The sequence below is a fragment of the Micromonospora sp. CMU55-4 genome (assembly GCF_011602315.1).
GTDB classification, from domain to species: Bacteria; Actinomycetota; Actinomycetes; order Mycobacteriales; family Micromonosporaceae; genus Micromonospora; species Micromonospora chalcea.
The window spans coordinates 145316-167081 of the sequence record NZ_JAAOLH010000010.1 but is presented as its reverse complement, the minus strand read 5'-3'; the positions used below and the strand labels follow the sequence as shown (position 1 = coordinate 167081).

General features: G+C 68.1%; 35 protein-coding genes. All 35 read left to right on the top strand.

All coding sequences use genetic code 11. From position 1 onward, the window contains the following. The first annotated feature begins 6 nt into the window (after positions 1–6). The 35 genes from rpsL to HA073_RS18835 all read left to right on the top strand — a co-directional run bounded on the left by rpsL (position 7) and on the right by HA073_RS18835 (position 21750). Entirely contained in the window at positions 7–381 is a 375-nt protein-coding gene (rpsL, locus tag HA073_RS19005) for a 30S ribosomal protein S12 (protein WP_007465318.1), read from the top strand. Between the two features lies 1 nt (position 382). Next, entirely contained in the window at positions 383–853 is a 471-nt protein-coding gene (gene rpsG / locus HA073_RS19000; RefSeq protein WP_013288637.1) for a 30S ribosomal protein S7, read from the top strand. Positions 854–928: 75 nt separating this feature from the next. Further along, complete coding sequence (gene fusA / locus HA073_RS18995; RefSeq protein ID WP_030501610.1) at positions 929–3025, top strand: elongation factor G; 2097 nt, start codon at positions 929–931, stop codon at positions 3023–3025. 223 nt (positions 3026–3248) lie between these two features. Beyond that, complete coding sequence (tuf, locus tag HA073_RS18990; protein WP_013288635.1) at positions 3249–4442, top strand: elongation factor Tu; 1194 nt, start codon at positions 3249–3251, stop codon at positions 4440–4442. 355 nt (positions 4443–4797) lie between these two features. Continuing rightward, positions 4798–5106 (top strand): 30S ribosomal protein S10, encoded by a 309-nt coding sequence (gene rpsJ / locus HA073_RS18985; RefSeq protein ID WP_007073037.1) that lies wholly within the window; start codon positions 4798–4800, stop codon positions 5104–5106. 11 nt (positions 5107–5117) lie between these two features. Further along, complete coding sequence (gene rplC, locus HA073_RS18980; RefSeq protein ID WP_030501609.1) at positions 5118–5783, top strand: 50S ribosomal protein L3; 666 nt, start codon at positions 5118–5120, stop codon at positions 5781–5783. Continuing rightward, positions 5780–6445: a 50S ribosomal protein L4 gene (gene rplD / locus HA073_RS18975; RefSeq protein WP_013288633.1), complete on the top strand. Its 666-nt coding sequence runs from the start codon at positions 5780–5782 to the stop codon at positions 6443–6445. The genes rplC and rplD overlap by 4 nt, the downstream gene beginning before the upstream one ends. Further along, on the top strand, positions 6442–6744 hold the full coding sequence (gene rplW / locus HA073_RS18970; RefSeq protein ID WP_013288632.1) for a 50S ribosomal protein L23: 303 nt from the start codon (positions 6442–6444) through the stop codon (positions 6742–6744). The genes rplD and rplW overlap by 4 nt, the downstream gene beginning before the upstream one ends. Positions 6745–6756: 12 nt before the next feature. After that, the gene (gene rplB / locus HA073_RS18965; RefSeq protein WP_013288631.1) at positions 6757–7596 is read left to right on the top strand and encodes a 50S ribosomal protein L2; all 840 of its coding nucleotides are present in this window, start codon (positions 6757–6759) and stop codon (positions 7594–7596) included. Positions 7597–7608: 12 nt separating this feature from the next. Continuing rightward, positions 7609–7890, top strand: coding sequence for a 30S ribosomal protein S19 (gene rpsS, locus HA073_RS18960; protein ID WP_007073032.1), 282 nt, complete (start codon positions 7609–7611; stop codon positions 7888–7890). A gap of 40 nt (positions 7891–7930) precedes the next feature. Continuing rightward, the gene (gene rplV / locus HA073_RS18955; protein ID WP_018784552.1) at positions 7931–8380 is read left to right on the top strand and encodes a 50S ribosomal protein L22; all 450 of its coding nucleotides are present in this window, start codon (positions 7931–7933) and stop codon (positions 8378–8380) included. Continuing rightward, entirely contained in the window at positions 8380–9267 is an 888-nt protein-coding gene (gene rpsC, locus HA073_RS18950) for a 30S ribosomal protein S3 (protein ID WP_013473694.1), read from the top strand. The genes rplV and rpsC overlap by 1 nt, the downstream gene beginning before the upstream one ends. A gap of 3 nt (positions 9268–9270) precedes the next feature. Beyond that, complete coding sequence (gene rplP, locus HA073_RS18945) at positions 9271–9696, top strand: 50S ribosomal protein L16 (protein WP_007465292.1); 426 nt, start codon at positions 9271–9273, stop codon at positions 9694–9696. After that, the gene (gene rpmC / locus HA073_RS18940; RefSeq protein WP_013288628.1) at positions 9696–9932 is read left to right on the top strand and encodes a 50S ribosomal protein L29; all 237 of its coding nucleotides are present in this window, start codon (positions 9696–9698) and stop codon (positions 9930–9932) included. The genes rplP and rpmC overlap by 1 nt, the downstream gene beginning before the upstream one ends. After that, on the top strand, positions 9929–10204 hold the full coding sequence (gene rpsQ / locus HA073_RS18935) for a 30S ribosomal protein S17 (protein ID WP_030501606.1): 276 nt from the start codon (positions 9929–9931) through the stop codon (positions 10202–10204). Before rpmC ends, rpsQ begins: the two co-directional genes overlap by 4 nt. Positions 10205–10302: 98 nt before the next feature. Beyond that, entirely contained in the window at positions 10303–10671 is a 369-nt protein-coding gene (gene rplN / locus HA073_RS18930) for a 50S ribosomal protein L14 (protein WP_007073026.1), read from the top strand. Next, positions 10668–10988 carry a 50S ribosomal protein L24 gene (rplX, locus tag HA073_RS18925; protein ID WP_013288626.1) on the top strand — a complete coding sequence of 107 codons (321 nt, stop codon included), beginning with the start codon at positions 10668–10670 and terminating at the stop codon, positions 10986–10988. Before rplN ends, rplX begins: the two co-directional genes overlap by 4 nt. Then, a complete protein-coding gene (rplE, locus tag HA073_RS18920) occupies positions 10988–11557 on the top strand; it encodes a 50S ribosomal protein L5 (RefSeq protein ID WP_018784556.1) in 570 nt (189 codons plus the stop codon). Before rplX ends, rplE begins: the two co-directional genes overlap by 1 nt. 1 nt (position 11558) lies before the next feature. After that, a complete protein-coding gene (locus HA073_RS18915) occupies positions 11559–11744 on the top strand; it encodes a type Z 30S ribosomal protein S14 (protein WP_007073023.1) in 186 nt (61 codons plus the stop codon). Positions 11745–11842: 98 nt separating this feature from the next. Further along, complete coding sequence (gene rpsH, locus HA073_RS18910; RefSeq protein WP_013288624.1) at positions 11843–12250, top strand: 30S ribosomal protein S8; 408 nt, start codon at positions 11843–11845, stop codon at positions 12248–12250. A 16-nt stretch (positions 12251–12266) separates the two neighbouring features. Next, positions 12267–12809, top strand: coding sequence for a 50S ribosomal protein L6 (rplF, locus tag HA073_RS18905; protein ID WP_013288623.1), 543 nt, complete (start codon positions 12267–12269; stop codon positions 12807–12809). 67 nt (positions 12810–12876) lie between these two features. Continuing rightward, on the top strand, positions 12877–13266 hold the full coding sequence (gene rplR / locus HA073_RS18900; RefSeq protein ID WP_030501605.1) for a 50S ribosomal protein L18: 390 nt from the start codon (positions 12877–12879) through the stop codon (positions 13264–13266). Positions 13267–13299: 33 nt separating this feature from the next. Beyond that, on the top strand, positions 13300–13914 hold the full coding sequence (rpsE, locus tag HA073_RS18895; protein WP_013288621.1) for a 30S ribosomal protein S5: 615 nt from the start codon (positions 13300–13302) through the stop codon (positions 13912–13914). Next, positions 13914–14096: a 50S ribosomal protein L30 gene (gene rpmD / locus HA073_RS18890; RefSeq protein ID WP_013473693.1), complete on the top strand. Its 183-nt coding sequence runs from the start codon at positions 13914–13916 to the stop codon at positions 14094–14096. The genes rpsE and rpmD overlap by 1 nt, the downstream gene beginning before the upstream one ends. Then, positions 14096–14539: a 50S ribosomal protein L15 gene (gene rplO, locus HA073_RS18885; RefSeq protein ID WP_018784561.1), complete on the top strand. Its 444-nt coding sequence runs from the start codon at positions 14096–14098 to the stop codon at positions 14537–14539. Before rpmD ends, rplO begins: the two co-directional genes overlap by 1 nt. Positions 14540–14777: 238 nt before the next feature. Then, positions 14778–16106, top strand: coding sequence for a preprotein translocase subunit SecY (gene secY, locus HA073_RS18880; protein ID WP_043328244.1), 1329 nt, complete (start codon positions 14778–14780; stop codon positions 16104–16106). Further along, positions 16107–16760 (top strand): adenylate kinase, encoded by a 654-nt coding sequence (locus HA073_RS18875; protein WP_030501603.1) that lies wholly within the window; start codon positions 16107–16109, stop codon positions 16758–16760. It abuts the gene before it with no gap. A 97-nt stretch (positions 16761–16857) separates the two neighbouring features. Then, on the top strand, positions 16858–17712 hold the full coding sequence (gene map, locus HA073_RS18870; RefSeq protein ID WP_064446617.1) for a type I methionyl aminopeptidase: 855 nt from the start codon (positions 16858–16860) through the stop codon (positions 17710–17712). A gap of 83 nt (positions 17713–17795) precedes the next feature. Continuing rightward, positions 17796–18314 (top strand): DUF1707 domain-containing protein, encoded by a 519-nt coding sequence (locus tag HA073_RS18865; RefSeq protein ID WP_043330929.1) that lies wholly within the window; start codon positions 17796–17798, stop codon positions 18312–18314. Positions 18315–18546: 232 nt separating this feature from the next. Continuing rightward, positions 18547–18768 (top strand): translation initiation factor IF-1, encoded by a 222-nt coding sequence (infA, locus tag HA073_RS18860; protein ID WP_007073013.1) that lies wholly within the window; start codon positions 18547–18549, stop codon positions 18766–18768. 92 nt (positions 18769–18860) lie between these two features. Beyond that, a complete protein-coding gene (gene rpmJ, locus HA073_RS18855; RefSeq protein WP_012184307.1) occupies positions 18861–18974 on the top strand; it encodes a 50S ribosomal protein L36 in 114 nt (37 codons plus the stop codon). A gap of 210 nt (positions 18975–19184) precedes the next feature. After that, complete coding sequence (rpsM, locus tag HA073_RS18850) at positions 19185–19565, top strand: 30S ribosomal protein S13 (RefSeq protein WP_013288614.1); 381 nt, start codon at positions 19185–19187, stop codon at positions 19563–19565. Between the two features lie 18 nt (positions 19566–19583). Further along, positions 19584–19991, top strand: a complete 408-nt coding sequence (rpsK, locus tag HA073_RS18845; protein WP_013288613.1) for a 30S ribosomal protein S11 — start codon at positions 19584–19586, stop codon at positions 19989–19991. Between the two features lie 14 nt (positions 19992–20005). Next, the gene (gene rpsD / locus HA073_RS18840) at positions 20006–20632 is read left to right on the top strand and encodes a 30S ribosomal protein S4 (RefSeq protein WP_018784565.1); all 627 of its coding nucleotides are present in this window, start codon (positions 20006–20008) and stop codon (positions 20630–20632) included. Between the two features lie 95 nt (positions 20633–20727). Then, complete coding sequence (locus HA073_RS18835) at positions 20728–21750, top strand: DNA-directed RNA polymerase subunit alpha (protein ID WP_007073009.1); 1023 nt, start codon at positions 20728–20730, stop codon at positions 21748–21750. The last annotated feature ends 16 nt before the right edge of the window (positions 21751–21766 follow it).

The following is a 21766-nucleotide window of genomic DNA, read 5'->3' as shown; positions in this document are numbered from 1 at the left end:
AACCCGGTGCCCACCATTCAGCAGTTGGTCCGAAAGGGCCGTCAGGCCAAGACGACCAAGACCAAGACCCCGGCGCTCAAGGGGTCTCCCCAGCGGCGCGGCGTGTGCACCCGCGTGTACACCACCACCCCGAAGAAGCCGAACTCGGCGCTGCGCAAGGTCGCTCGTGTCAAGCTCAGCAGCCAGATCGAGGTGACCGCCTACATCCCGGGCGTCGGCCACAACCTTCAGGAGCACTCGATCGTGCTCGTGCGCGGCGGTCGTGTGAAGGACCTCCCCGGCGTGCGGTACAAGATCGTGCGCGGCTCGCTGGACACCCAGGGTGTCCGCAACCGCAAGCAGGCTCGCAGCCGCTACGGCGCGAAGAAGGAGAAGAGCTGACATGCCGCGTAAGGGACCCGCTCCGCGGAAGCCGCTGGTCGCTGACCCGGTGTACAACTCGCCCCTGGTCACCCAGCTGGTGAACAAGATCCTGCTGCGCGGCAAGCGTCAGCTCGCCGAGCGCATCGTGTACGCCGCCCTGGAGGGCTGCCGCGAGAAGTCCGGCACCGACCCCGTCGTCACGCTCAAGCGCGCGATGGACAACGTCAAGCCGACCCTCGAGGTGCGCAGCCGCCGTGTCGGTGGCGCCACCTACCAGGTTCCGGTCGAGGTCCGGCCGTCCCGCGCGACCACGCTCGGTCTGCGCTGGCTGGTGACCTACTCCCGGGCCCGGCGCGAGAAGACCATGGTCGAGCGGCTGATGAACGAGCTGCTGGACGCGAGCAACGGCCTCGGCGCCGCCGTCAAGCGGCGTGAGGACACGCACAAGATGGCCGAGTCCAACAAGGCCTTCGCGCACTACCGCTGGTAACACCTGAGGTTCCGGCGCCGGCAGGCGCCGGAACCGCCACCAGTTGTGTCGAGACGACGATAAGTAGGGATTGAAGTGGCCGCCGCAGACGCGCTCGCCAACGTACGCAACATCGGCATCATGGCCCACATCGATGCCGGTAAGACCACTACCACCGAGCGAATCCTGTTCTACACCGGCATCACGTACAAGATCGGTGAGGTCCACGAGGGCGCCGCCGTCATGGACTGGATGGAGCAGGAGCAGGAGCGCGGTATCACCATCACTTCCGCCGCCACCAAGTGCGAGTGGAAGGGCCACACGATCCAGATCATCGACACGCCCGGCCACGTCGACTTCACGGTCGAGGTCGAGCGGTCGCTGCGGGTTCTGGACGGTGCGGTCGCGGTCTACGACGGCGTGGCCGGCGTGGAGCCCCAGACGGAGAACGTCTGGCGGCAGGCGGACAAGTACAACGTCCCCCGGATGTGCTTCGTCAACAAGCTCGACCGGACCGGCGCCGACTTCTTCCGCTGCGTGCAGATGATGATCGACCGGCTCAACGCCACCCCGCTGGTGCTCCAGATCCCGATCGGCGCCGAGTCCGACTTCATCGGCGTGGTCGACCTGGTCGAGATGCGTGCGCTCACCTGGCGCGGCGAGACCCAGAAGGGTGAGGACTACGCGGTCGAGGAGATCCCGGCCGACCTCGCCGACTCCGCCGCGGAGTGGCGCGAGAAGCTGATGGAGACCCTCGCCGACGTCGACGACTCGGTGATGGAGAAGTACCTCGAGGGCGAGGAGATCTCGGCCGACGAGATCAAGGCCGCCATCCGCCGGGCCACCATCGCCGGCAAGGCCAACCCGGTCCTCACCGGTACCGCCTTCAAGAACAAGGGCATCCAGCCGATGCTGGACGCGGTCGTCGCGTACCTGCCCTCGCCGCTGGACATCCCGGCGATCGAGGGTACGGCCACCGACGGCGAGACCCCGCTGCAGCGGAAGCCCTCGGTCTCCGAGCCGTTCTCCGGCCTGGCCTTCAAGATCCAGACCGACAAGCACCTCGGCAAGCTGACGTACGTCCGGATCTACTCCGGCACGCTCGAGTCCGGTTCTCAGGTGATCAACTCCACCAAGGACCGCAAGGAGCGGATCGGCAAGATCTACCAGATGCACGCCAACAAGCGGGAGGAGCGCAGCTCCGCCCAGGCCGGCGACATCATCGCGGTGCAGGGTCTGAAGCAGACCACCACCGGTGACACCCTGTGCGACCCGGCGAACCCGGTCATCCTGGAGTCGATGACCTTCCCGGAGCCGGTCATCGAGGTGGCCATCGAGCCGAAGACCAAGGCCGACCAGGAGAAGCTCAGCACCGCCATCCAGCGGCTGGCCGAGGAGGACCCGACCTTCCGCGTCAAGCTGGACGACCAGACCGGTCAGACGGTCATCTCCGGCATGGGCGAGCTGCACCTGGACATCCTGGTCGACCGGATGCGCCGCGAGTTCAACGTCGAGGCGAACATCGGTAAGCCGCAGGTGGCGTACCGCGAGACCATCCGCCGCGCGGTGGAGAAGGTCGAGTACACCCACAAGAAGCAGACCGGTGGCTCCGGCCAGTACGCCCGCGTGATCATCAGCGTGGAGCCGCTGCCGCTCGGCAACGAGGCCCCGACCTACGAGTTCGCCAACGCCGTGACCGGTGGCCGCATCCCCCGGGAGTTCATCCCCTCGGTGGACGCGGGCGCGCAGGACGCCATGCAGTACGGCATCCTCGCCGGCTTCCCCCTGGTGGGCGTCAAGCTCACCCTGGTGGACGGCCAGTACCACGAGGTCGACTCGTCGGAAATGGCGTTCAAGATCGCCGGCTCGATGGCGATGAAGGAGGCGGCCCGCAAGGCCGACCCCGCTCTCCTCGAGCCGATGATGGCCGTTGAAGTCACCACTCCTGAGGAGAACATGGGTGACGTCATCGGCGACCTCAACTCCCGGCGTGGCATCATCCAGGCGATGGAGGAGCGCAGCGGCGCTCGCGTCGTCCGGGCCCTGGTGCCGCTGTCGGAGATGTTCGGCTACGTCGGCGACCTGCGGTCGAAGACCCAGGGCCGGGCTAGCTACAGCATGCAGTTCGACTCCTACGCCGAGGTTCCGAACTCGGTGGCCAAGGAGATCATCGCCAAGGCGACGGGTGAGTGACACTCACCCTCGGCTGATCCGATGACACGAGGGCGGTCGCGGGAGGGTTCTCCCGCCCGCGGCCACCTCGATCGGATTGCGTGAGACCGGGCCTGTAGGCTTCATCGCCGCAGAACCCACAAAAGCTCTCCGGCCTTCCGGCCGGAAAGGCTGTCGACAGAGTCCTAAGCGCCGAACGGCGCGCCGGGGCGAACGAACCAAGAAAGTCCACAGGAGGACACCAGTGGCGAAGGCGAAGTTCGAGCGGACTAAGCCGCACGTCAACATCGGCACCATTGGTCACATCGACCACGGTAAGACGACGCTGACGGCGGCCATCACCAAGGTCCTGCACGACCAGTACCCGGACCTGAACCCGTACACGCCGTTCGACGAGATCGACAAGGCGCCGGAGGAGAAGGCCCGCGGCATCACGATCTCCATCGCGCACGTCGAGTACCAGACCGAGGCGCGTCACTACGCGCACGTCGACTGCCCCGGTCACGCCGACTACATCAAGAACATGATCACCGGTGCCGCGCAGATGGACGGCGCGATCCTGGTGGTGGCGGCGACCGACGGCCCGATGCCGCAGACCCGCGAGCACGTGCTGCTGGCCCGTCAGGTCGGTGTGCCGTACATCGTCGTGGCGCTCAACAAGAGCGACATGGTCGACGACGAGGAGCTCCTGGAGCTCGTCGAGCTCGAGGTCCGTGAGCTGCTCTCCTCGCAGGAGTACCCGGGTGACGACCTGCCGGTCGTCCGGGTCTCGGCGCTGAAGGCCCTGGAGGGCGACCCGGAGTGGACCGGGAAGCTCCTGGACCTGATGAACGCCGTGGACACCGCGATCCCGCAGCCGGAGCGCGAGACCGAGAAGCCGTTCCTCATGCCCATCGAGGACGTCTTCACGATCACCGGTCGCGGCACCGTGGTGACCGGTCGCGCCGAGCGCGGCATCCTCAAGCCGAACGAGGAGGTGGAGATCGTCGGCATCCGTGAGAAGTCGATGAAGACCACCTGCACCGGCATCGAGATGTTCCGCAAGCTGCTCGACGAGGCCCGCGCGGGTGAGAACGTCGGTCTGCTGCTGCGCGGCATCAAGCGCGAGGACGTCGAGCGCGGCATGGTCGTCATCAAGCCGGGCACCACGACCCCGCACACGGAGTTCGAGGCGACGGTCTACATCCTCTCCAAGGAGGAGGGCGGCCGGCACACCCCGTTCTTCCAGAACTACCGCCCGCAGTTCTACTTCCGGACCACGGACGTCACCGGCGTCGTCACGCTGCCCGAGGGCACCGAGATGGTCATGCCGGGCGACAACACCTCGATGACGGTGAAGCTGATCCAGCCCATCGCCATGGAGGAGAACCTGAAGTTCGCGATCCGCGAGGGTGGTCGTACGGTCGGCGCGGGTCGCGTCACCAAGATCATCAAGTGAGCTGGGTAACCCCGATTAGCGTCGCCGCCGGTCGTGCGGCATACTAGTCAGGTTGCGTAACGACAGTCGGTCGCCTGCGTCCGGTTAACGCTGGACCTCCGGGAGTCAGACTGTCTCGCGTAGGGTGGTTGATCGCCATCGGCGGTCAACCACCCTCGCGCGGCGTCCAGGTCGCGGCCCCCGCGATCGGCGCCATGACCCACCGCGTGGTCAGAGAATCGCTCCGGAGTCCCGGGGCGGAGCCTGGCCCACGGGCGCGACACGCCCGACCGCGGGGGTCGGCGGAAGTGGGCCTGTGCCAGCCGGTACAGGCGCCCGCAACACAGCGGCATCGAGAGAAGGAACAGAAGCCACCATGGCGGGACAGAAGATCCGCATCCGGCTCAAGGCCTATGACCACGAGGTCGTCGACTCCTCGGCTCGGAAGATCGTCGAGACGGTGACGCGTACCGGGGCGCAGGTCGCTGGCCCGGTGCCGCTGCCCACGGAGATCAACCGTTTCTGCGTCATCCGCTCGCCGCACAAGTACAAGGACTCGCGCGAGCACTTCGAGATGCGTACGCACAAGCGTCTGATCGACATCATCGACCCGACCCCGAAGACGGTCGACTCGCTCATGCGCCTCGACCTGCCGGCTGGCGTCGACATCGAGATCAAGCTGTAGGGACCGGACAAATGGACAGGCAAGTCAAGGGGATCCTGGGCGCCAAGCTCGGCATGACCCAGGTCTGGGACAACAACAAGGTTGTGCCCGTGACCGTGGTTCAGGCCGGCCCGTGCGTCGTGAGCCAGGTTCGTAGCGCCGACAAGGACGGCTACTCCGCGGTCCAGCTGGCGTACGGGGTCATCGACCCGCGCAAGGTCAAGAAGCCGATCGCCGGGCACTACGCCAAGGCGGACGTCGCGCCGCGCCGGCACATCGTCGAGCTGCGCACCTCCGACGCCGCGGACTACGCGCCCGGCCAGGAGGTCACGGTCGAGGAGTTCCCGGCCGGCGCCGTGATCGACGTGACCGGCAAGACCAAGGGCAAGGGCTACGCCGGCCCGATGAAGCGGCACGGCTTCCACGGTCTGCGCGCCAGCCACGGTGTCGAGCGCAAGCACCGCTCGCCCGGCTCGATCGGCGCCTGCGCGACCCCGGGTCGCGTCTTCAAGGGCACCCGGATGGCGGGCCGGATGGGTGGCGTGCGCTACACCGTCCAGAACCTGACCGTCCAGGCGGTCGACACCGAGAACAACCTCCTGCTCGTCCGCGGCGCCATCCCTGGCCCGAAGGGCGCGCTGGTCCTGGTCCGCACCGCGGCCAAGGCGAAGGTGAAGAAGGGCGGTGCGGCCAAGTGACCACCGTTGACGTGATCAACGTCGAAGGCGCCAAGAGCGGCTCCGTGGAGCTGCCGGCCGACATCTTCGACGCGCAGGCCAACATCGCCCTGATGCACCAGGTCGTGGTGGCCCAGCTCGCGGCGGCCCGCCAGGGCACGCACAAGACGAAGACCCGCGGCGAGGTCTCCGGTGGAGGCAAGAAGCCGTACAAGCAGAAGGGCACCGGTCGTGCTCGCCAGGGCTCGACCCGCGCGCCGCAGTTCGCCGGCGGTGGCGTGGTCCACGGCCCGGTGCCGCGCGACTACAGCCAGCGCACCCCGAAGAAGATGAAGGCCGCCGCCCTGCGTGGCGCCCTCTCCGACCGGGCCCGCGCCGGCCAGGTGCACGTCGTCGAGGCGTTCGTCTCGGGCGAGAAGCCGTCCACCAAGGCGGCCCTGGCCACGCTGACCAAGCTGACCCAGGCCCGTCGGGTCCTGGTCGTGCTGAGCAGCACCGACGAGCTGAACTGGGTGTCGCTGCGGAACCTGCGCAACGCGCGGGACAGCCGGGTGCACCTGATCGAGGCCGGCCAGCTCAACACCTACGACGTGCTGGTGGCCGACGACGTGGTCTTCACCAAGGAGGCCCTGGACGAGTTCCTGGGCGTTCCCGCCGAGACCACCGAGGAGGATGGCAAGTGAGCACGATCGCCGATCCGCGTGACGTCATCGTCGCGCCGGTCGTCTCGGAGAAGAGCTACAGCGAGCTGAACCGCAACTGGTACACCTTCCTGGTGCACCCGGACGCCAACAAGACCGAGATCAAGATCGCTATCCAGCAGATCTTCAACGTCCGCGTCCTGACGGTCAACACGCTCAACCGCGAGGGCAAGCGCAAGCGGACCCGTACCGGGTTCGGCAAGCGCAAGGACACCAAGCGCGCGATGGTGAAGCTGGCTGACGGTGACCGTATCGAGGCCTTCGGCGGCCCGGTCAGCTGAGGGGTGTAGACAATGGCTATCCGTAAGTACAAGCCGACGACGCCGGGCCGGCGTGGCTCGAGCGTTGCCGACTTCGCCGAGATCACCCGGTCGACGCCCGAGAAGTCGCTGCTGGCTCCGCTGCCGAAGAAGGGCGGACGCAACGCCCACGGCCGGATCACCACGCGGCACCACGGCGGCGGTCACAAGCGCCAGTACCGTCTGATCGACTTCAAGCGGGTCGACAAGGACGGCGTGCCGGCGAAGGTCGCCCACATCGAGTACGACCCGAACCGCACCGCGCGCATCGCGCTGCTGCACTACGCCGACGGCGAGAAGCGCTACATCATCGCGCCGAAGGACCTGAAGCAGGGCGACCGCGTCGAGTCCGGTCCGGGCGCCGACATCAAGCCGGGCAACAACCTGCCGCTGCGCAACATCCCGGTCGGTACCACCATCCACAACGTGGAGCTGCGTCCGGGTGGCGGCGCCAAGCTGGCCCGCTCGGCCGGCGTCGGCATCCAGCTGCTCGGCCGTGAGGGCGCGTACGCGACCCTGCGTATGCCGTCCGGTGAGATCCGGCGTGTGGACGTGCGCTGCCGCGCCAGCATCGGCGAGATCGGCAACGCCGACCAGTCGAACATCAACTGGGGTAAGGCCGGCCGTATGCGGTGGAAGGGCAAGCGCCCGACCGTCCGTGGTGTCGCGATGAACCCGGTCGACCACCCGCACGGTGGTGGTGAGGGTAAGACCTCCGGTGGTCGCCACCCGGTCAACCCGCAGGGTAAGCCCGAGGGCCGCACCCGTCGTAAGGGCCAGCCGAGCGACCGGCTGATCGTCCGCCGCCGCTACGCCACGCGTAAGCGCGGCTGAGGGAGATAAGACATGCCTCGCAGCCTGAAGAAGGGCCCGTTCGTCGACGACCACCTGCTCAAGAAGGTGGAGACGCAGAACGACAAGGGCTCGAAGAACGTGATCAAGACCTGGTCGCGCCGCTCGACGATCATCCCGGAGATGCTGGGTCACACGATCGCCGTGCACGACGGACGCAAGCACGTCCCGGTCTTCGTGACCGAGGCCATGGTCGGGCACAAGCTCGGCGAGTTCGCGCTGACCCGCACGTTCAAGGGTCACGAGAAGGACGACCGGAAGAGCCGCCGGCGCTGACGCCGCGGGCATACGGATAGAGGAACAAGGGGTTACAGCGATGCCAGGAAAGGGCGACGCTCCGGTGCTTCCGGGCGCGCGGGCGGTTGCGCGGCACGTGCGCATCTCGCCGATGAAGGCGCGCCGGGTGGTCAACCTCGTCCGCGGCCTGCCCGCGAAGGAGGCGCTCACGGTGCTGCAGTTCGCGCCGCAGGCTGCGAGCGAGCAGGTGTACAAGGTGCTCGCGAGCGCGATCGCCAACGCGGAGAACAACGAGCGGCTGGACCCCGACGCGCTGCTCGTCAGTGAGGCGTTCGTCGACGAGGGCCCGACCATGAAGCGGTTCCGGCCGCGTGCGCAGGGCCGGGCGTACCGGATCCGCAAGCGCACCTGCCACATCACCGTGGCGGTCGAGGCGGTCGCGCCGGCCGCGCCGAAGAAGTCGGCGAAGAAGGCCGCTCCGGCCAAGCCGGCCGCCGAGGAGCAGAGCACGACGGAGGGTGCCGAGTAATGGGTCAGAAGGTTCACCCGACCGGGTTCCGGCTCGGCATCTCGACCGACTGGAAGTCCCGCTGGTTCGCGGACAAGCTCTACAAGGACTACATCGGCGAGGACGTCAAGATCCGCCGCATGATGTCCAAGGGCCTCGAGCGCGCCGGCATCTCCAAGGTCGACATCGAGCGCACCCGGGACCGGGTCCGCGTCGACATCCACACCGCCCGGCCGGGCATCGTCATCGGCCGTAAGGGTGCGGAGGCCGACCGGATCCGCGGCGAGCTGGAGAAGCTCACCGGCAAGCAGGTCCAGCTGAACATCATCGAGGTCAAGAACCCCGAGTCGGACGCGCAGCTGGTTGCCCAGGGCGTTGCCGAGCAGCTGTCCAGCCGGGTCAGCTTCCGTCGGGCCATGCGCAAGGCGATGCAGTCCGCGATGAAGAACCCCGCCTGCAAGGGCATCCGGGTTCAGGTCTCGGGCCGTCTCGGCGGCGCCGAGATGAGCCGGACCGAGTTCTACCGCGAGGGCCGGGTTCCGCTGCACACGCTGCGGGCCAACATCGAGTACGGCTTCTTCGAGGCCCGTACCACCTTCGGCCGGATCGGCGTGAAGGTCTGGATCTACAAGGGCGACGCCGTCCCGGGCCGCGAGGCCCCGGCCGAGGCCGCCCCGTCGCGCGGCCCGCGCCGCGACCGTGGCGACCGGCCGGACCGGCCGCGCCGTGGCCGCTCGGGCTCGTCCGGTACGACCGCCGGTGGCACCGAGGCCGGCCGGGCTGCCGCGACCACCATCGCGCAGCAGGCGGAGACGCCGGCCGGTGAGCCGGTCGACAGCAGCGCTGTCGCCGCAGCCGCCTCGGCTCCGGTCGGTAACCAGCCGGCAGAAACGCAGCAGGAGGGCTGACAGATGCTGATGCCGCGCAAGCCCCCGAAGGGCTTCCGCAAGCCGCACCACCCGGACCGCAGCGGCGCGTCCAAGGGTGGTAACCGGGTGGTGTTCGGCGAGTTCGGGATCCAGGCTCTCGAGCCGGCGTACGTGACCAACCGCCAGATCGAGTCGGCGCGTATCGCGATGACCCGTCACATCAAGCGTGGCGGCAAGGTCTGGATCACGATCTTCCCGGACCAGGCCCTCACCAAGAAGCCGGCCGAGACCCGGATGGGTTCCGGTAAGGGTTCGCCCGAGTGGTGGGTCGCCAACGTGAAGCCGGGGCGGGTCCTCTTCGAGATGTCCTTCCCCAACGAGCAGATCGCGCGAGAGGCGATGCGTCGCGCGATCCACAAGCTCCCGATGAAGTGCCGCATTGTTACGCGCGAAGTGGGTGAATCCTGATGGCAGCGGGCGTCAAGCCCTCCGAGCTGCGTGAGCTCTCCGAGGAGGAGCTGGTCACGAAGTTGCGCGAGGCTAAGGCGGAGCTGTTCAACCTCCGCGTGCAGGCCGCAACCGGGCAGCTGGACAACAACCGGCGGCTGCAGGTCATCCGTCGGGAGATCGCCCGGATCTACACGATCATGCGTGAGCGTGAGCTGGGTCTCTCGGCCGCGCCGACTGAGGTGACTGCATCATGAGTGAGAACACCACCGCCCCCGCGCGGGCCCGCCGCAAGGTTCGCGAGGGCCTCGTGGTCAGCGACAAGATGGACAAGACCGTCGTGGTCGAGGTCGAGGACCGCGTCAAGCACGCGCTGTACGGCAAGATCATGCGCCGTACGAGCAAGCTGAAGGTGCACGACGAGCAGAACTCGGCCGGCATCGGCGACCGGGTCCTGATCATGGAGACCCGGCCGCTGTCCGCCACCAAGCGCTGGCGGCTCGTGGAGATCCTCGAGAAGGCCAAGTAGCGAAGGCTCGAGCTCGGCCGGGTCTCGGTCGGGCGCAGGTTCCGCCAGGCTCCGGCCGCCCCGAGCGGCCGGAGAACCGGCAGACATAGGAGATAGACGTGATTCAGCAGGAGTCGCGACTGCGCGTCGCCGACAACACGGGTGCCCGGGAGATCCTGTGCATCCGGGTGCTCGGCGGCTCCGGTCGGCGCTACGCGAGCATCGGCGACGTCATCGTGGCGACCGTCAAGGACGCGATCCCCGGTGCCGGTGTGAAGAAGGGCGACGTCGTCAAGGCTGTCGTCGTTCGGACCGCCAAGGAGAAGCGGCGGCCGGACGGGTCGTACATCCGCTTCGACGAGAACGCCGCCGTCATCATCAAGGACGGTGGGGACCCGCGCGGTACCCGTATCTTCGGCCCGGTCGGCCGGGAGCTGCGGGACAAGCGGTTCATGAAGATCATCTCTCTCGCGCCGGAGGTGTTGTGACCGTGAAGGTCAAGAAGGGCGACACGGTCGTCGTCATCGCCGGCAAGGACAAGGGTGCCAAGGGCAAGGTCATCGCGGCCTACCCGCGGCAGGACAAGGTCCTGGTCGAGGGCGTGAACCGGGTCAAGAAGCACACCCGTATCAGCACCACCCAGCGTGGCGCCAAGACCGGTGGCATCGTCACCCAGGAGGCCCCGATCCACGTCTCGAACGTGATGGTCCTGGACTCCGACGGCAAGCCGACCCGCGTCGGCTACCGGATCGACGACAACGGCCAGAAGGTCCGCATCGCGCGTAGCACCGGTAAGGACCTCTGATGACCACGGCTACCGAAACCAAGACCCTGCCGCGCCTCAAGGAGCGGTACCGCAACGAGGTGGTGGCCGAGCTGCAGAAGCAGTTCGAGTTCGCCAACCCGATGCAGGTGCCGCGGCTGGTCAAGATCGTCGTCAACATGGGTGTCGGCGAGGCTGCTCGCGACGCCAAGCTGATCGACGGGGCCGTTCGCGACCTGGCCACCATCACCGGCCAGAAGCCGCAGGTCCGGCGGGCCACCAAGTCCATCGCGCAGTTCAAGCTCCGCGAGGGCATGCCGATCGGCGCGAAGGTCACCCTCCGCGGCGACCGGATGTGGGAGTTCCTGGACCGGCTGCTCTCGATCGCGCTGCCGCGTATCCGCGACTTCCGCGGCCTGGACGGGCGCAAGCTCGACGGGCACGGCAACTACACGTTCGGCCTGACCGAGCAGTCGGTGTTCCACGAGATCGATCAGGACAAGATCGATCGCCAGCGGGGCATGGACATCACGGTGGTCACGACCGCCACGACCGACGACGAGGGCCGGGCGCTGCTCAAGCTCCTGGGCTTCCCGTTCAAGGAGAACTGAGATGGCCAAGAAGGCGCTGATCCTCAAGGCGGCCGCGAAGCCGAAGTTCTCGGTTCGCGCGTACACCCGCTGCCAGCGGTGCGGGCGTCCGAAGGCGGTCTACCGCAAGTTCGGTCTCTGCCGGGTGTGCATCCGGGAGATGGCCCACCGCGGTGAGCTGCCCGGCGTGTCCAAGGCTTCCTGGTAATAGCCCGGCGCGCTCCGGCGCGTCAGCTGAACTGTCTCTTCGCCGTAGGCCCCGGGCCTGGCCCGGGGAACCCCGGCGAGAAAGGTTGACGAGTTTTCATGACGATGACCGACCCGATCGCAGACATGCTCACGCGTCTGCGTAACGCCAACCAGGCGTACCACGACCGGGTGACGATGCCCTACTCGAAGATCAAGGCGAACATCGCCGAGGTCCTCAAGGCCGAGGGTTACATCGCCACCTGGTCGGTCGAGGAGCCCGAGGAGGGCGCCGTCGGCAAGCGACTGGTCGTCGAGCTGAAGTACGGCCAGAACCGCGAGCGGAGCCTGGCCGGCATCAAGCGCGTGTCCAAGCCCGGTCTCCGGGTGTACGCCAAGTCGGACGGGCTCCCGCGGGTGCTCGGCGGGCTGGGCGTGGCGATCATTTCGACGTCCCAGGGGCTGCTCACCGACCGGCAGGCCCGCAAGCGGAGCGTTGGCGGGGAAGTCCTCGCCTTCGTCTGGTAACGGGAGACAGGTAGAAATGTCGCGTATTGGACGTAAGTCGATCCCGGTGCCTGCCGGCGTCGACATCACGATCGACGGCCGGACCGTCAAGGTCAAGGGCCCCAAGGGCGAACTGAGCCACGTGCTGGCCGAGCCGATCACGGCGGAGCGGGGCGAGGACGGCGAGCTGCACGTCAACCGGCCCAACGACGAGCGCAAGGCCAAGGAGCTGCACGGCCTGAGCCGGACGCTGGTGGCCAACATGATCGTCGGCGTGACCGAGGGCTACCGCAAGAGCCTGGAGATCGCCGGCACCGGTTACCGCGTGACCGCCAAGGGCAAGGACCTGGAGTTCGCGCTCGGGTTCTCGCACCCGGTCCTCGTGCCGGCGCCGGAGGGCATCACCTTCACGGTCGAGAAGCCGACGCTGTTCCACGTGGCCGGCATCGACAAGCAGCAGGTCGGTGAGGTCGCCGCCAACATCCGGAAGATCCGCCCGCCGGAGCCCTACAAGGGCAAGGGCGTGAAGTACCAGGGCGAGGTCATCCGCCGCAAGGCTGGTAAGGCGGGCAAGAAGTGACCGCGGCCATCAACACCCGGGCGAGGTCGTCCGCCGGCCGTGAGGCCGTGAGAAAGGCAGGTAAGAAGTGAGCGCCACGCTGCTCAAGCGCCGCCGCGGCGTCGCCGCCAAGCGTGCCGTCGGGCGTGCGCGTCGGCACTTCCGGGTCCGCAAGAACGTCAGCGGCACCGCCGAGCGTCCCCGCCTCGTCGTCACCCGCTCCCTGCGGCACATGGTGGCCCAGGTCGTGGACGACACCAAGGGTCACACCCTGGCGTCGGCCTCGACCATGGACGCCTCGCTGCGCGGCGCCGAGGGCGACAAGAGCGCCCTGGCCGGCAAGGTCGGTGCCCTGCTCGCCGAGCGCGCCAAGGCCGCCGGCGTCTCGAAGGTCGTCTTCGACCGCGGTGGCAACCGGTACGCGGGGCGTGTCGCCGCGCTTGCCGACGCCGCCCGCGAAGCCGGGCTCGAGTTCTAGAAACCCCGTCACGAGAGAGAAGGAAGGCTGCTGATGCCAGGTCAACAGCGCCGTGGCGGCGGGTCCGGTGGCAACGAGGGTGGTCGCCGCGACAACCGCCGTGAGGGCGGCCGCGGAAACGCGCCCGTCGAGAAGACCCCGCACCTCGAGCGGGTCGTCGCGATCAACCGCGTCGCCAAGGTCGTGAAGGGTGGTCGTCGCTTCAGCTTCACCGCCCTGGTGATCGTGGGCGACGGCGACGGCACCGTCGGTGTGGGCTACGGAAAGGCCAAGGAGGTGCCCGCGGCGATCGCCAAGGGTGTCGAGGAGGCCAAGAAGCACTTCTTCAAGGTGCCGCGGATCGGTCAGTCGATCCCGCACCCGGTCACGGGCGAGGACGCGGCCGGTGTGGTGCTGCTCAAGCCGGCCTCCGCCGGTACGGGTGTCATCGCGGGTGGTCCGGTGCGTGCCGTGCTGGAGTGCGCGGGCATCCACGACGTGCTCTCCAAGAGCCTCGGCTCGTCCAACCCGATCAACATCGTGCACGCCACGGTGGCGGCCCTGAAGGGGCTCGAGTCCCCGGAGCAGGTCGCGGCCCGTCGTGGTCTGCCGGTCGAGGACGTCGCGCCGGCCGCCATGCTGGCGTCGCGGGCGGGGGTGGCGTCCTGATGGCACGCCTGAAGGTCACCCAGGTCCGGTCCGAGATCGGGACCAAGAAGAACCAGCGTGACTCGCTGCGTTCGCTCGGTCTCAAGCGGATCAACGACGTGGTGGTCAAGGAGGACCGGCCGGAGATCCGCGGCATGATCTTCACGGTCAACCACCTCGTGAAGGTCGAGGAGGTCGAGTAATGACGATCAAGGTGCACCACCTGCGTCCGGCTCCGGGTGCCAAGACCGACAAGACCCGCGTGGGTCGCGGTGAGGGCTCGAAGGGCAAGACCGCCGGTCGCGGTACCAAGGGTTCGAAGGCCCGGAAGAACATCTCGCCGGCGTTCGAGGGTGGGCAGATGCCCATCCACATGCGCCTGCCGAAGATGAAGGGCTTCAAGAACAAGTTCAAGGTCGTGTTCCAGGTGGTCAACCTGGACCGGCTGGCCGAGCTGTTCCCGAACGGCGGCCAGGTCGGCCCGGTCGAGCTGGTCGAGGCCGGCGCGGTCCGCAAGGGTCACCCGGTCAAGGTGCTCGGCACCGGCGACCTCGGTGGCGTGTCTCTCCAGGTCTCGGCGCACGCGTTCAGCGCGTCGGCCAAGGAGAAGATCACCGCCGCCGGTGGCTCGGTCACCGAGCTGTAAGGCGATGTTCATGGCGCCCGCTCAGTTGTTCGCAACTGGGCGGGCGCCATGGTCTACCGGCCACGTGTGCGCCGGGTAACATCGGATTCGTTTTATGTAGCCGGGCACATCTGCCCGGAGGGGGATCGGACTGTTAGAGTCCGTTCCCAGCCATGGAATCCGGGCACGCCGCCCGGCCACACCACCCCGCCCCGCCAGGATTCGTCACCGGCGGCCCGCGTCGCGCAGGAGGAAGAAGTTGCTGTCCGCCTTTCTCAGTGCGTTCCGTACGCCTGACCTGCGCAAGAAGCTGCTGTTCACAGTAGGCATCATCGCGGTCTACCGGCTGGGCGCCACGATGCCCAGCCCAGGCGTCTCGTACGGCAACGTGCAGAAGTGTCTCGACACCATCCAGGGTGGCAGCACCGGCGTGCTCAACCTGCTGGATCTCTTCTCCGGTGGCGCGCTGCTCCAGCTCTCGGTCTTCGCGCTGGGCATCATGCCCTACATCACCGCGTCGATCATCCTGCAGCTGCTGACGGTGGTGATCCCGCGCCTGGAGCAGCTCCGCAAGGAGGGCCAGGCCGGGCAGGCCAAGATCACGCAGTACACCCGCTACCTGACGCTGGGTCTGGGCGTTCTGCAGGCCTCGGCGTTCGTGGCGCTGGCCCGCTCCGGGCAGCTGTTCAACAACCAGTGCGACCAGTTCCCGATCGTGCCCCGCGGCACCGGCATCCCGGACTGGCTGACGCTGACGATCCTGGTCATGACCATGACCGCCGGCACCGGCGTGGTGATGTGGCTCGGCGAGCTGATCACCGACCGGGGCGTCGGCAACGGCATGTCCGTGCTGATCTTCACCTCGATCGCGGCCCGGCTCCCCAGTGAGGGCTGGAAGATCAAGACCACCAAGGGCTGGGGGATGTTCCTCCTCGTCATCGCCCTGGTGCTGGTGGTCATCACCGCTGTCACGTTCATCGAGCAGGCGCAGCGCCGCATCCCGGTGCAGTACGCCAAGCGCATGATCGGCCGGCGGATGTACGGCGGCACGTCGACCTACATCCCGCTGAAGGTGAACCAGGCCGGCGTCATCCCGGTCATCTTCGCCTCGTCGCTGCTCTACCTGCCGCAGCTCGCGCTCCAGTTCTTCGATCAGAACGACCCGGGCAAGGTCCAGGCGTGGATCCAGAACCACATCGTGAAGGCGAGCGCGCCGGAGCACATCGCGATCTACTTCCTGTTGATCATCTTCTTCACGTACTTCTACGTGTCGATCACGTTCAACCCGACCGAGGTCGCGGACAACATGAAGAAGTACGGCGGCTTCGTGCCGGGTATCCGCCCCGGCAAGCCGACCGCCGAGTACCTCGACTTCATCCTCAGCCGGATCACCCTGCCGGGCGCGCTCTACCTGGGCATCGTCGCGATCCTGCCGAACTTCTTCTTCATCTGGCTGGACAACCAGCAGTTCCAGAACTTCCCGTTCGGCGGCACCGCTGTGCTGATCATGGTTGGCGTCGGTCTGGAGACCGTGAAGCAGATCGAAAGCCAACTCATGCAGCGGAACTACGAAGGGTTCCTGCGGTAGATGCGACTCGTTCTGGTTGGCCCGCCGGGCGCGGGCAAAGGCACACAGGCGGAGTTCATCGCCGCTCACCTCTCGGTGCCGAAGATCTCGACCGGTGACATCTTCCGGGCGAACGTCTCCCAGGGCACGCCCCTGGGAGTCGAGGCCAAGCGGTACATGGACGCCGGCAAGCTGGTCCCGGACGAGGTCACCATCAACATGGTGCGTGACCGGCTCGCCGAGCCGGACGCGAGCGAGGGCTTCCTGCTCGACGGCTTCCCGCGGACCACGCCGCAGGCCGCCGCGCTGGACAAGCTCCTCGCCGACCTCGGCACCGCGCTGGACCTGGTCCTGGAACTGGTCGTCGACGACGACGAGGTGATCCGGCGGCTGTCCGGCCGGCGCACGTGCCGGGGCTGCGGCAAGATCTGGCACGTCGAGTTCGACGCGACCAGCCGGGAGGGCATCTGCGACCGCTGCGGCGCGGAGCTGTTCCAGCGGGACGACGACAAGCCGGAGACCATCGCCGCCCGGCTGCGCGAGTACGCCGAGAAGACCGCGCCGCTGGTCGACTACTACGGCGCCCAGGGCAAGCTGGTCGGCATCGACGCGACCGGTCCGGTGGAGGACGTCACCGTCCGCGCCATCGACGCGCTGCGCTCGTACGGCGGCTGAGGTCCCACCCGCCACCCGGCGGATAGAGTGCGAACAGCGGGGTACGTGCGACGTGCCCCGCTGCTCCGCGTACGCGCGACGAAAGGTAACCACCACCATGCGCCGTCACCAGCTGGACATCCAGCTGAAGACCCCCGAGCAGATCGAGCTGATGCGGGCCGCCGGTCTGGTCGTCGCCCGTGCCCTGCGCCGGATGCGGGAAGCGGTGGCGCCGGGCGTGTCGACGGCAGACCTGGACGCGATCGCCGAGTCGACGATCCGCGAGGCCGGCGCGGTGCCGTCCTTCAAGGGCTACCACGGCTTCCCGGCGTCGATCTGCTCCTCGGTCAACCAGCAGGTGGTGCACGCCATCCCGTCGCCCCAGCAGGTGCTGCGCGAGGGTGACCTGATCTCGATCGACTGCGGCGCGGTGCTGGACGGCTGGCACGGCGACGCGGCCGTCACGGTGCCGGTCGGCGAGGTCGACCCGGCGCTGCTGAGGATGACGGCGGTGGCCGAGGACGCGATGTGGGCCGGGATCGCGGCGGCGGCGCGCGGGGCGGCCTCGGGCAAGGGCCGGCTCACCGACATCTCCCACGCGGTCGAGAGCGCGGTCCGCAAGGGCGGCCGGTACGGCATCGTCGACGGCTACGGCGGTCACGGCATCGGCACCGAGATGCACCAGGACCCGCACGTGCTCAACCACGGGCGCCCCGGCAAGGGGCCGCGTCTGGTGCCGGGCCTGGCGCTCGCCATCGAGCCGATGATCACCATGGGTTCGCCGCGTACGGTCGAGCTGGCCGACGGCTGGACCGTGGTGACCCGGGACGGCTCCATGGCGGTGCACGTGGAGCACTCGATGGCGCTGCTGGACGACGGCGTGTGGGTGCTGACCGCCGAGGACGGCGGACGGGGGCGCCTGGGCGAACTGGTGACCGCCCGGCAGACGTCTGTCGACTCTCCGGCGGTCTGAGCGGGCGCACGCCCGTCCCGGGCGCCGTGCTGCGGGCCTGGCGGCCGGATGACATGCTTGCTCCCATGGATGAGCGCAACCGGATGCGGGCGGCCGACGCGGACCGGGAGGCCACCGCGGATCGTCTCCGGGCGGCGCTGAACGAGGGCCGGCTCGACCTGAACGAGTACGACGAGCGGCTGCGCCGGGCGTACGGGGCGAAGACCTACGGCGAGCTGGACGAGCTGCTGACCGACCTGCCCGGTTCCCGGCCGGCGGAGACTTCGCTGCCGGCTCCGCGCACGGCCGGGAAGAGCCCGGCGGTTGATCGGGACCAGGCGGCCGTGAGCACGCGCAGCGTCTGGCTGCTGGGGGTGTGGGGGCCCTGGCTGAAGGTGGCCCTGATCCTCACCGCGATCTGGTTCGTCTCCCAGCTGGGTGAGGGCGAGTTCGACGACTACTGGCCGATCTGGGTGCTCGGCCCGTGGGGCGCCGTGGTGCTCTACCAGACGATCCAGGGGCTGGCGCACGGCGCGCCGGAGAAGGACGCGGAACGCCGGCGGCGCAAGCAGGTCGAGCGGGAGGCGCGCCGCCGGGCGAAGCGGGAGCTGCCGGAGACGTGAGCTGTGTCATATTCACGCCCTGCGGGTGACGGTCCCGCCGGTCGGTTTGGCGAGCGCGCGCGGGTCGGCGTACACTTTCAGATCGGCGCACAGCGTCCACTCCGCCATGCCCACCCTGCGCTTCGGTGGGAGTCGGAGCCGCGGCTGGCGCGGGTTTCCTGATCTTGGTCAGTTCTCCCGTGTAAGACGTTGTGGGCCGTCCGGAGTAACCGACGTCAGGACAGCGGAGGACATGCCGAAAAAAGACGGAGCCATCGAGATCGAGGGTCGGGTCATCGAGCCCCTGCCGAACGCCATGTTCCGGGTGGAGCTCGCGAACGGTCACAAGGTGCTGGCTCACATCAGCGGCAAGATGCGGCAGCACTACATCCGCATCCTGCCGGAGGACCGGGTCGTCGTCGAACTCTCGCCGTACGACCTGACCCGCGGGCGCATCGTCTACCGCTACAAGTAAGCCTGACGGCGGCCGGGACGTTCCCGTGTCCGTCTTCGACGTCCGGGTCGCGCTGCGTCGCGCCTCCGGGCCAGATGGGAAGTAAGGCAACCGTGAAGGTCAAGCCGAGCGTCAAGAGGATCTGCAACAAGTGCCGGGTGATCCGCCGGCACGGCCGGGTCATGGTCATCTGCACCGACCCGCGCCACAAGCAGCGCCAGGGCTGACGCCCCACACATCACCAACTCGTCCCAGCCGCGGTCGGGCGCGCAGCGCGTACCCCCTCGTGGTTGACCCCCGGTCGGAGGCCGGGGCCCGCTCGGGCAGCGACCCGTCCCGGTCGCCGGCGTTCGTCGCCGGAAGGACAGGGACGGTCGGGTAGCGGGGTGGGACGGGTCCACACCTCCGCCACAACATCACGAGGAGTACGCCCGCACATGGCACGTCTAGTCGGCGTGGATCTCCCCCGCGAGAAGCGGATGGAGATCGCGCTCACCTACATCTTCGGGGTCGGTCGCACCCGCGCCCTGGAGACGCTCGCCGCGACCGGCATCTCGCCGGACAAGCGCGTTCGAGACCTCACGGACGAGGAGCTCGTCGAGCTCCGGAACCACATCGAGGGCAACTACAAGGTTGAAGGCGACCTGCGCCGCGAGGTCGCCGCTGACATCCGCCGCAAGGTCGAGATCGGCTGCTACGCCGGTATCCGGCACCGCCGCGGTCTGCCCGTGCGTGGCCAGCGCACCAAGACCAACGCGCGGACCCGGAAGGGCCCGAAGCGGACCGTGGCCGGCAAGAAGAAGCCCGGCAAGAAGTAACTAGGAGCGCACAGACTTATGCCACCGAAGGCTCGTGCCGGAGCCGCCGTCAAGAAGGTCCGGCGCAAGGAACGCAAGAACGTCGCCCACGGGCAGGCGCACATCAAGAGCACCTTCAACAACACCATCGTGTCCATCACGGACCCGACCGGTGCGGTCATCTCCTGGGCCTCCTCCGGCCAGGTCGGCTTCAAGGGCTCCCGCAAGTCGACTCCGTTCGCCGCGCAGCTCGCCGCCGAGGCCGCCGCGCGCCGCGCGATGGAGCACGGCATGCGCAAGGTCGACGTGTTCGTCAAGGGCCCCGGCTCCGGCCGGGAGACCGCCATCCGTTCGCTGCAGGCAGTGGGCCTCGAGGTCGGGCAGATCTCCGACGTCACGCCGCAGCCGCACAACGGGTGCCGTCCGCCGAAGCGTCGCCGGGTCTGAGAGGTTAGAGAGAGATGGCTCGTTACACCGGTGCTGACTGCCGCCGTTGCCGGCGGGAGAAGATGAAGCTGTTCCTCAAGGGCAGCAAGTGCGATGGCCCGAAGTGCCCGTTCGAGTCCCGGCCGTTCCCGCCCGGGCAGCACGGCCGCGGCCGCACGAAGGAGACGGAGTACCTGCTCCAGCTTCGTGAGAAGCAGAAGGCCCGTCGTGTCTACGGCGTGCTGGAGAAGCAGTTCCGCGGCTACTACGAAGAGGCCGTGAGCAAGGAGGCCAAGACCGGCGAGGTCCTGCTGCAGATCCTCGAGTCGCGGCTGGACAACGTGGTCTACCGGGCCGGCTACGCCAAGTCCCGGGACATGGCCCGCCAGCTGGTCAAGCACGGCCACTTCACGGTGAACGGCAAGAAGGTCGACATCCCGTCGTACCGCGTCAAGGAGCACGACATCGTCGAGGTGCGTGCCAAGAGCAAGGAGCTCACCCCGTTCCTCGTGGCGCAGGGTGAGGCCGGCTCGCGGACCGTTCCGGCGTGGCTGGAGGCGATCCCGAGCCAGCTGAAGATCCTCGTGCACTCGCTCCCGGCCCGCCAGGTGATCGACACCCAGGTCCAGGAGCAGCTGATCGTCGAGCTCTACTCCAAGTAAGGGCTCGTTGCGGTGGCCCGTCCTCCGGGGCGGGCCACCGGAACAGTTGTGTCGTGGGCGTCAAATAGCGGGCGCCCCGGAAGAGAAGAGAAAAGATGCTCATCAGCCAGCGACCGTCTCTCTCCGAAGAGTCGATCAACGAGACCCGCTCCCGGTTCACCATCGAGCCGCTGGAGCCCGGCTTCGGCTACACGCTGGGCAACTCGCTGCGGCGTACGCTGCTGTCCTCCATCCCCGGTGCGGCGGTCACCTCGATCAAGATCGACGGTGTGCTGCACGAGTTCACCACGATCCCCGGGGTCAAGGAGGACGTGGTCGAGCTCGTCATGAACATCAAGGAGCTGTGCGTCAGCTCCGAGCACGACGAGCCGGTCAGCATGTACCTGCGCAAGCAGGGCCCGGGCGACGTGACCGCCGGTGACATCCAGCCCCCGGCCGGTGTCTCGGTGCACAACCCGGACCTGAAGCTCGCCACCCTCAACGGCAAGGGCCGGCTCGACATGGAGCTGACCGTCGAGCGGGGTCGCGGCTACGTCACCGCGGCGCAGAACAAGCAGGCGGGCGCCGAGATCGGCCGGATCCCGGTCGACTCGATCTACTCGCCGGTGCTCAAGGTGACGTACCGGGTCGAGGCGACCCGTGTCGAGCAGCGGACCGACTTCGACCGGCTGATCATCGACGTCGAGACCAAGCCGTCGATGGGCCCGCGTACCGCGCTGGCCTCGGCCGGCTCGACGCTGGTGGAGCTGTTCGGGCTCGCCCGTGAGCTGGACGAGACCGCTGAGGGCATCGACATCGGGCCGTCCCCGCAGGACGCCCAGCTGGCGGCCGACCTGGCCCTGCCGATCGAGGAGCTGGACCTGACCGTCCGCTCCTACAACTGCCTCAAGCGCGAGGGCATCAACTCCGTTGGTGAGCTCATCGGGCGTACCGAGGCCGACCTCCTCGACATCCGCAACTTCGGCCAGAAGTCGATCGACGAGGTCAAGATGAAGCTCGCCGGGATGGGCCTGGGGCTGAAGGACTCGGCTCCGAACTTCGACCCGGCGCACGTCGTGGACGCCTTCGGTGAGGCGGACTACGACACCGACGACTACCGCGAGACCGAGCAGCTCTAGTCCGCGCTGCCGCCAC

Coding starts and splice junctions, on each gene's coding strand:
- HA073_RS18915 (WP_007073023.1), top strand. CDS start 11,559: ATGGCCAAGAAGGCGCTGATCCTCAAGGCGGCCGCGAAGCCGAAGTTC.
- infA (WP_007073013.1), top strand. CDS start 18,547: ATGCCGAAAAAAGACGGAGCCATCGAGATCGAGGGTCGGGTCATCGAG.
- rpsH (WP_013288624.1), top strand. CDS start 11,843: ATGACGATGACCGACCCGATCGCAGACATGCTCACGCGTCTGCGTAAC.
- HA073_RS18875 (WP_030501603.1), top strand. CDS start 16,107: ATGCGACTCGTTCTGGTTGGCCCGCCGGGCGCGGGCAAAGGCACACAG.
- rpsE (WP_013288621.1), top strand. CDS start 13,300: ATGCCAGGTCAACAGCGCCGTGGCGGCGGGTCCGGTGGCAACGAGGGT.
- rpsQ (WP_030501606.1), top strand. CDS start 9,929: ATGAGTGAGAACACCACCGCCCCCGCGCGGGCCCGCCGCAAGGTTCGC.
- rplE (WP_018784556.1), top strand. CDS start 10,988: ATGACCACGGCTACCGAAACCAAGACCCTGCCGCGCCTCAAGGAGCGG.
- map (WP_064446617.1), top strand. CDS start 16,858: ATGCGCCGTCACCAGCTGGACATCCAGCTGAAGACCCCCGAGCAGATC.
- rplB (WP_013288631.1), top strand. CDS start 6,757: ATGGCTATCCGTAAGTACAAGCCGACGACGCCGGGCCGGCGTGGCTCG.
- rplO (WP_018784561.1), top strand. CDS start 14,096: ATGACGATCAAGGTGCACCACCTGCGTCCGGCTCCGGGTGCCAAGACC.
- HA073_RS18835 (WP_007073009.1), top strand. CDS start 20,728: ATGCTCATCAGCCAGCGACCGTCTCTCTCCGAAGAGTCGATCAACGAG.
- rpsG (WP_013288637.1), top strand. CDS start 383: ATGCCGCGTAAGGGACCCGCTCCGCGGAAGCCGCTGGTCGCTGACCCG.
- rpmC (WP_013288628.1), top strand. CDS start 9,696: ATGGCAGCGGGCGTCAAGCCCTCCGAGCTGCGTGAGCTCTCCGAGGAG.
- rpsJ (WP_007073037.1), top strand. CDS start 4,798: ATGGCGGGACAGAAGATCCGCATCCGGCTCAAGGCCTATGACCACGAG.
- HA073_RS18865 (WP_043330929.1), top strand. CDS start 17,796: ATGCGGGCGGCCGACGCGGACCGGGAGGCCACCGCGGATCGTCTCCGG.
- rpsM (WP_013288614.1), top strand. CDS start 19,185: ATGGCACGTCTAGTCGGCGTGGATCTCCCCCGCGAGAAGCGGATGGAG.
- rplC (WP_030501609.1), top strand. CDS start 5,118: ATGGACAGGCAAGTCAAGGGGATCCTGGGCGCCAAGCTCGGCATGACC.
- rpsS (WP_007073032.1), top strand. CDS start 7,609: ATGCCTCGCAGCCTGAAGAAGGGCCCGTTCGTCGACGACCACCTGCTC.
- rpsD (WP_018784565.1), top strand. CDS start 20,006: ATGGCTCGTTACACCGGTGCTGACTGCCGCCGTTGCCGGCGGGAGAAG.
- rpmD (WP_013473693.1), top strand. CDS start 13,914: ATGGCACGCCTGAAGGTCACCCAGGTCCGGTCCGAGATCGGGACCAAG.
- rpsK (WP_013288613.1), top strand. CDS start 19,584: ATGCCACCGAAGGCTCGTGCCGGAGCCGCCGTCAAGAAGGTCCGGCGC.
- rplF (WP_013288623.1), top strand. CDS start 12,267: ATGTCGCGTATTGGACGTAAGTCGATCCCGGTGCCTGCCGGCGTCGAC.
- rplV (WP_018784552.1), top strand. CDS start 7,931: ATGCCAGGAAAGGGCGACGCTCCGGTGCTTCCGGGCGCGCGGGCGGTT.
- rpsC (WP_013473694.1), top strand. CDS start 8,380: ATGGGTCAGAAGGTTCACCCGACCGGGTTCCGGCTCGGCATCTCGACC.
- rplP (WP_007465292.1), top strand. CDS start 9,271: ATGCTGATGCCGCGCAAGCCCCCGAAGGGCTTCCGCAAGCCGCACCAC.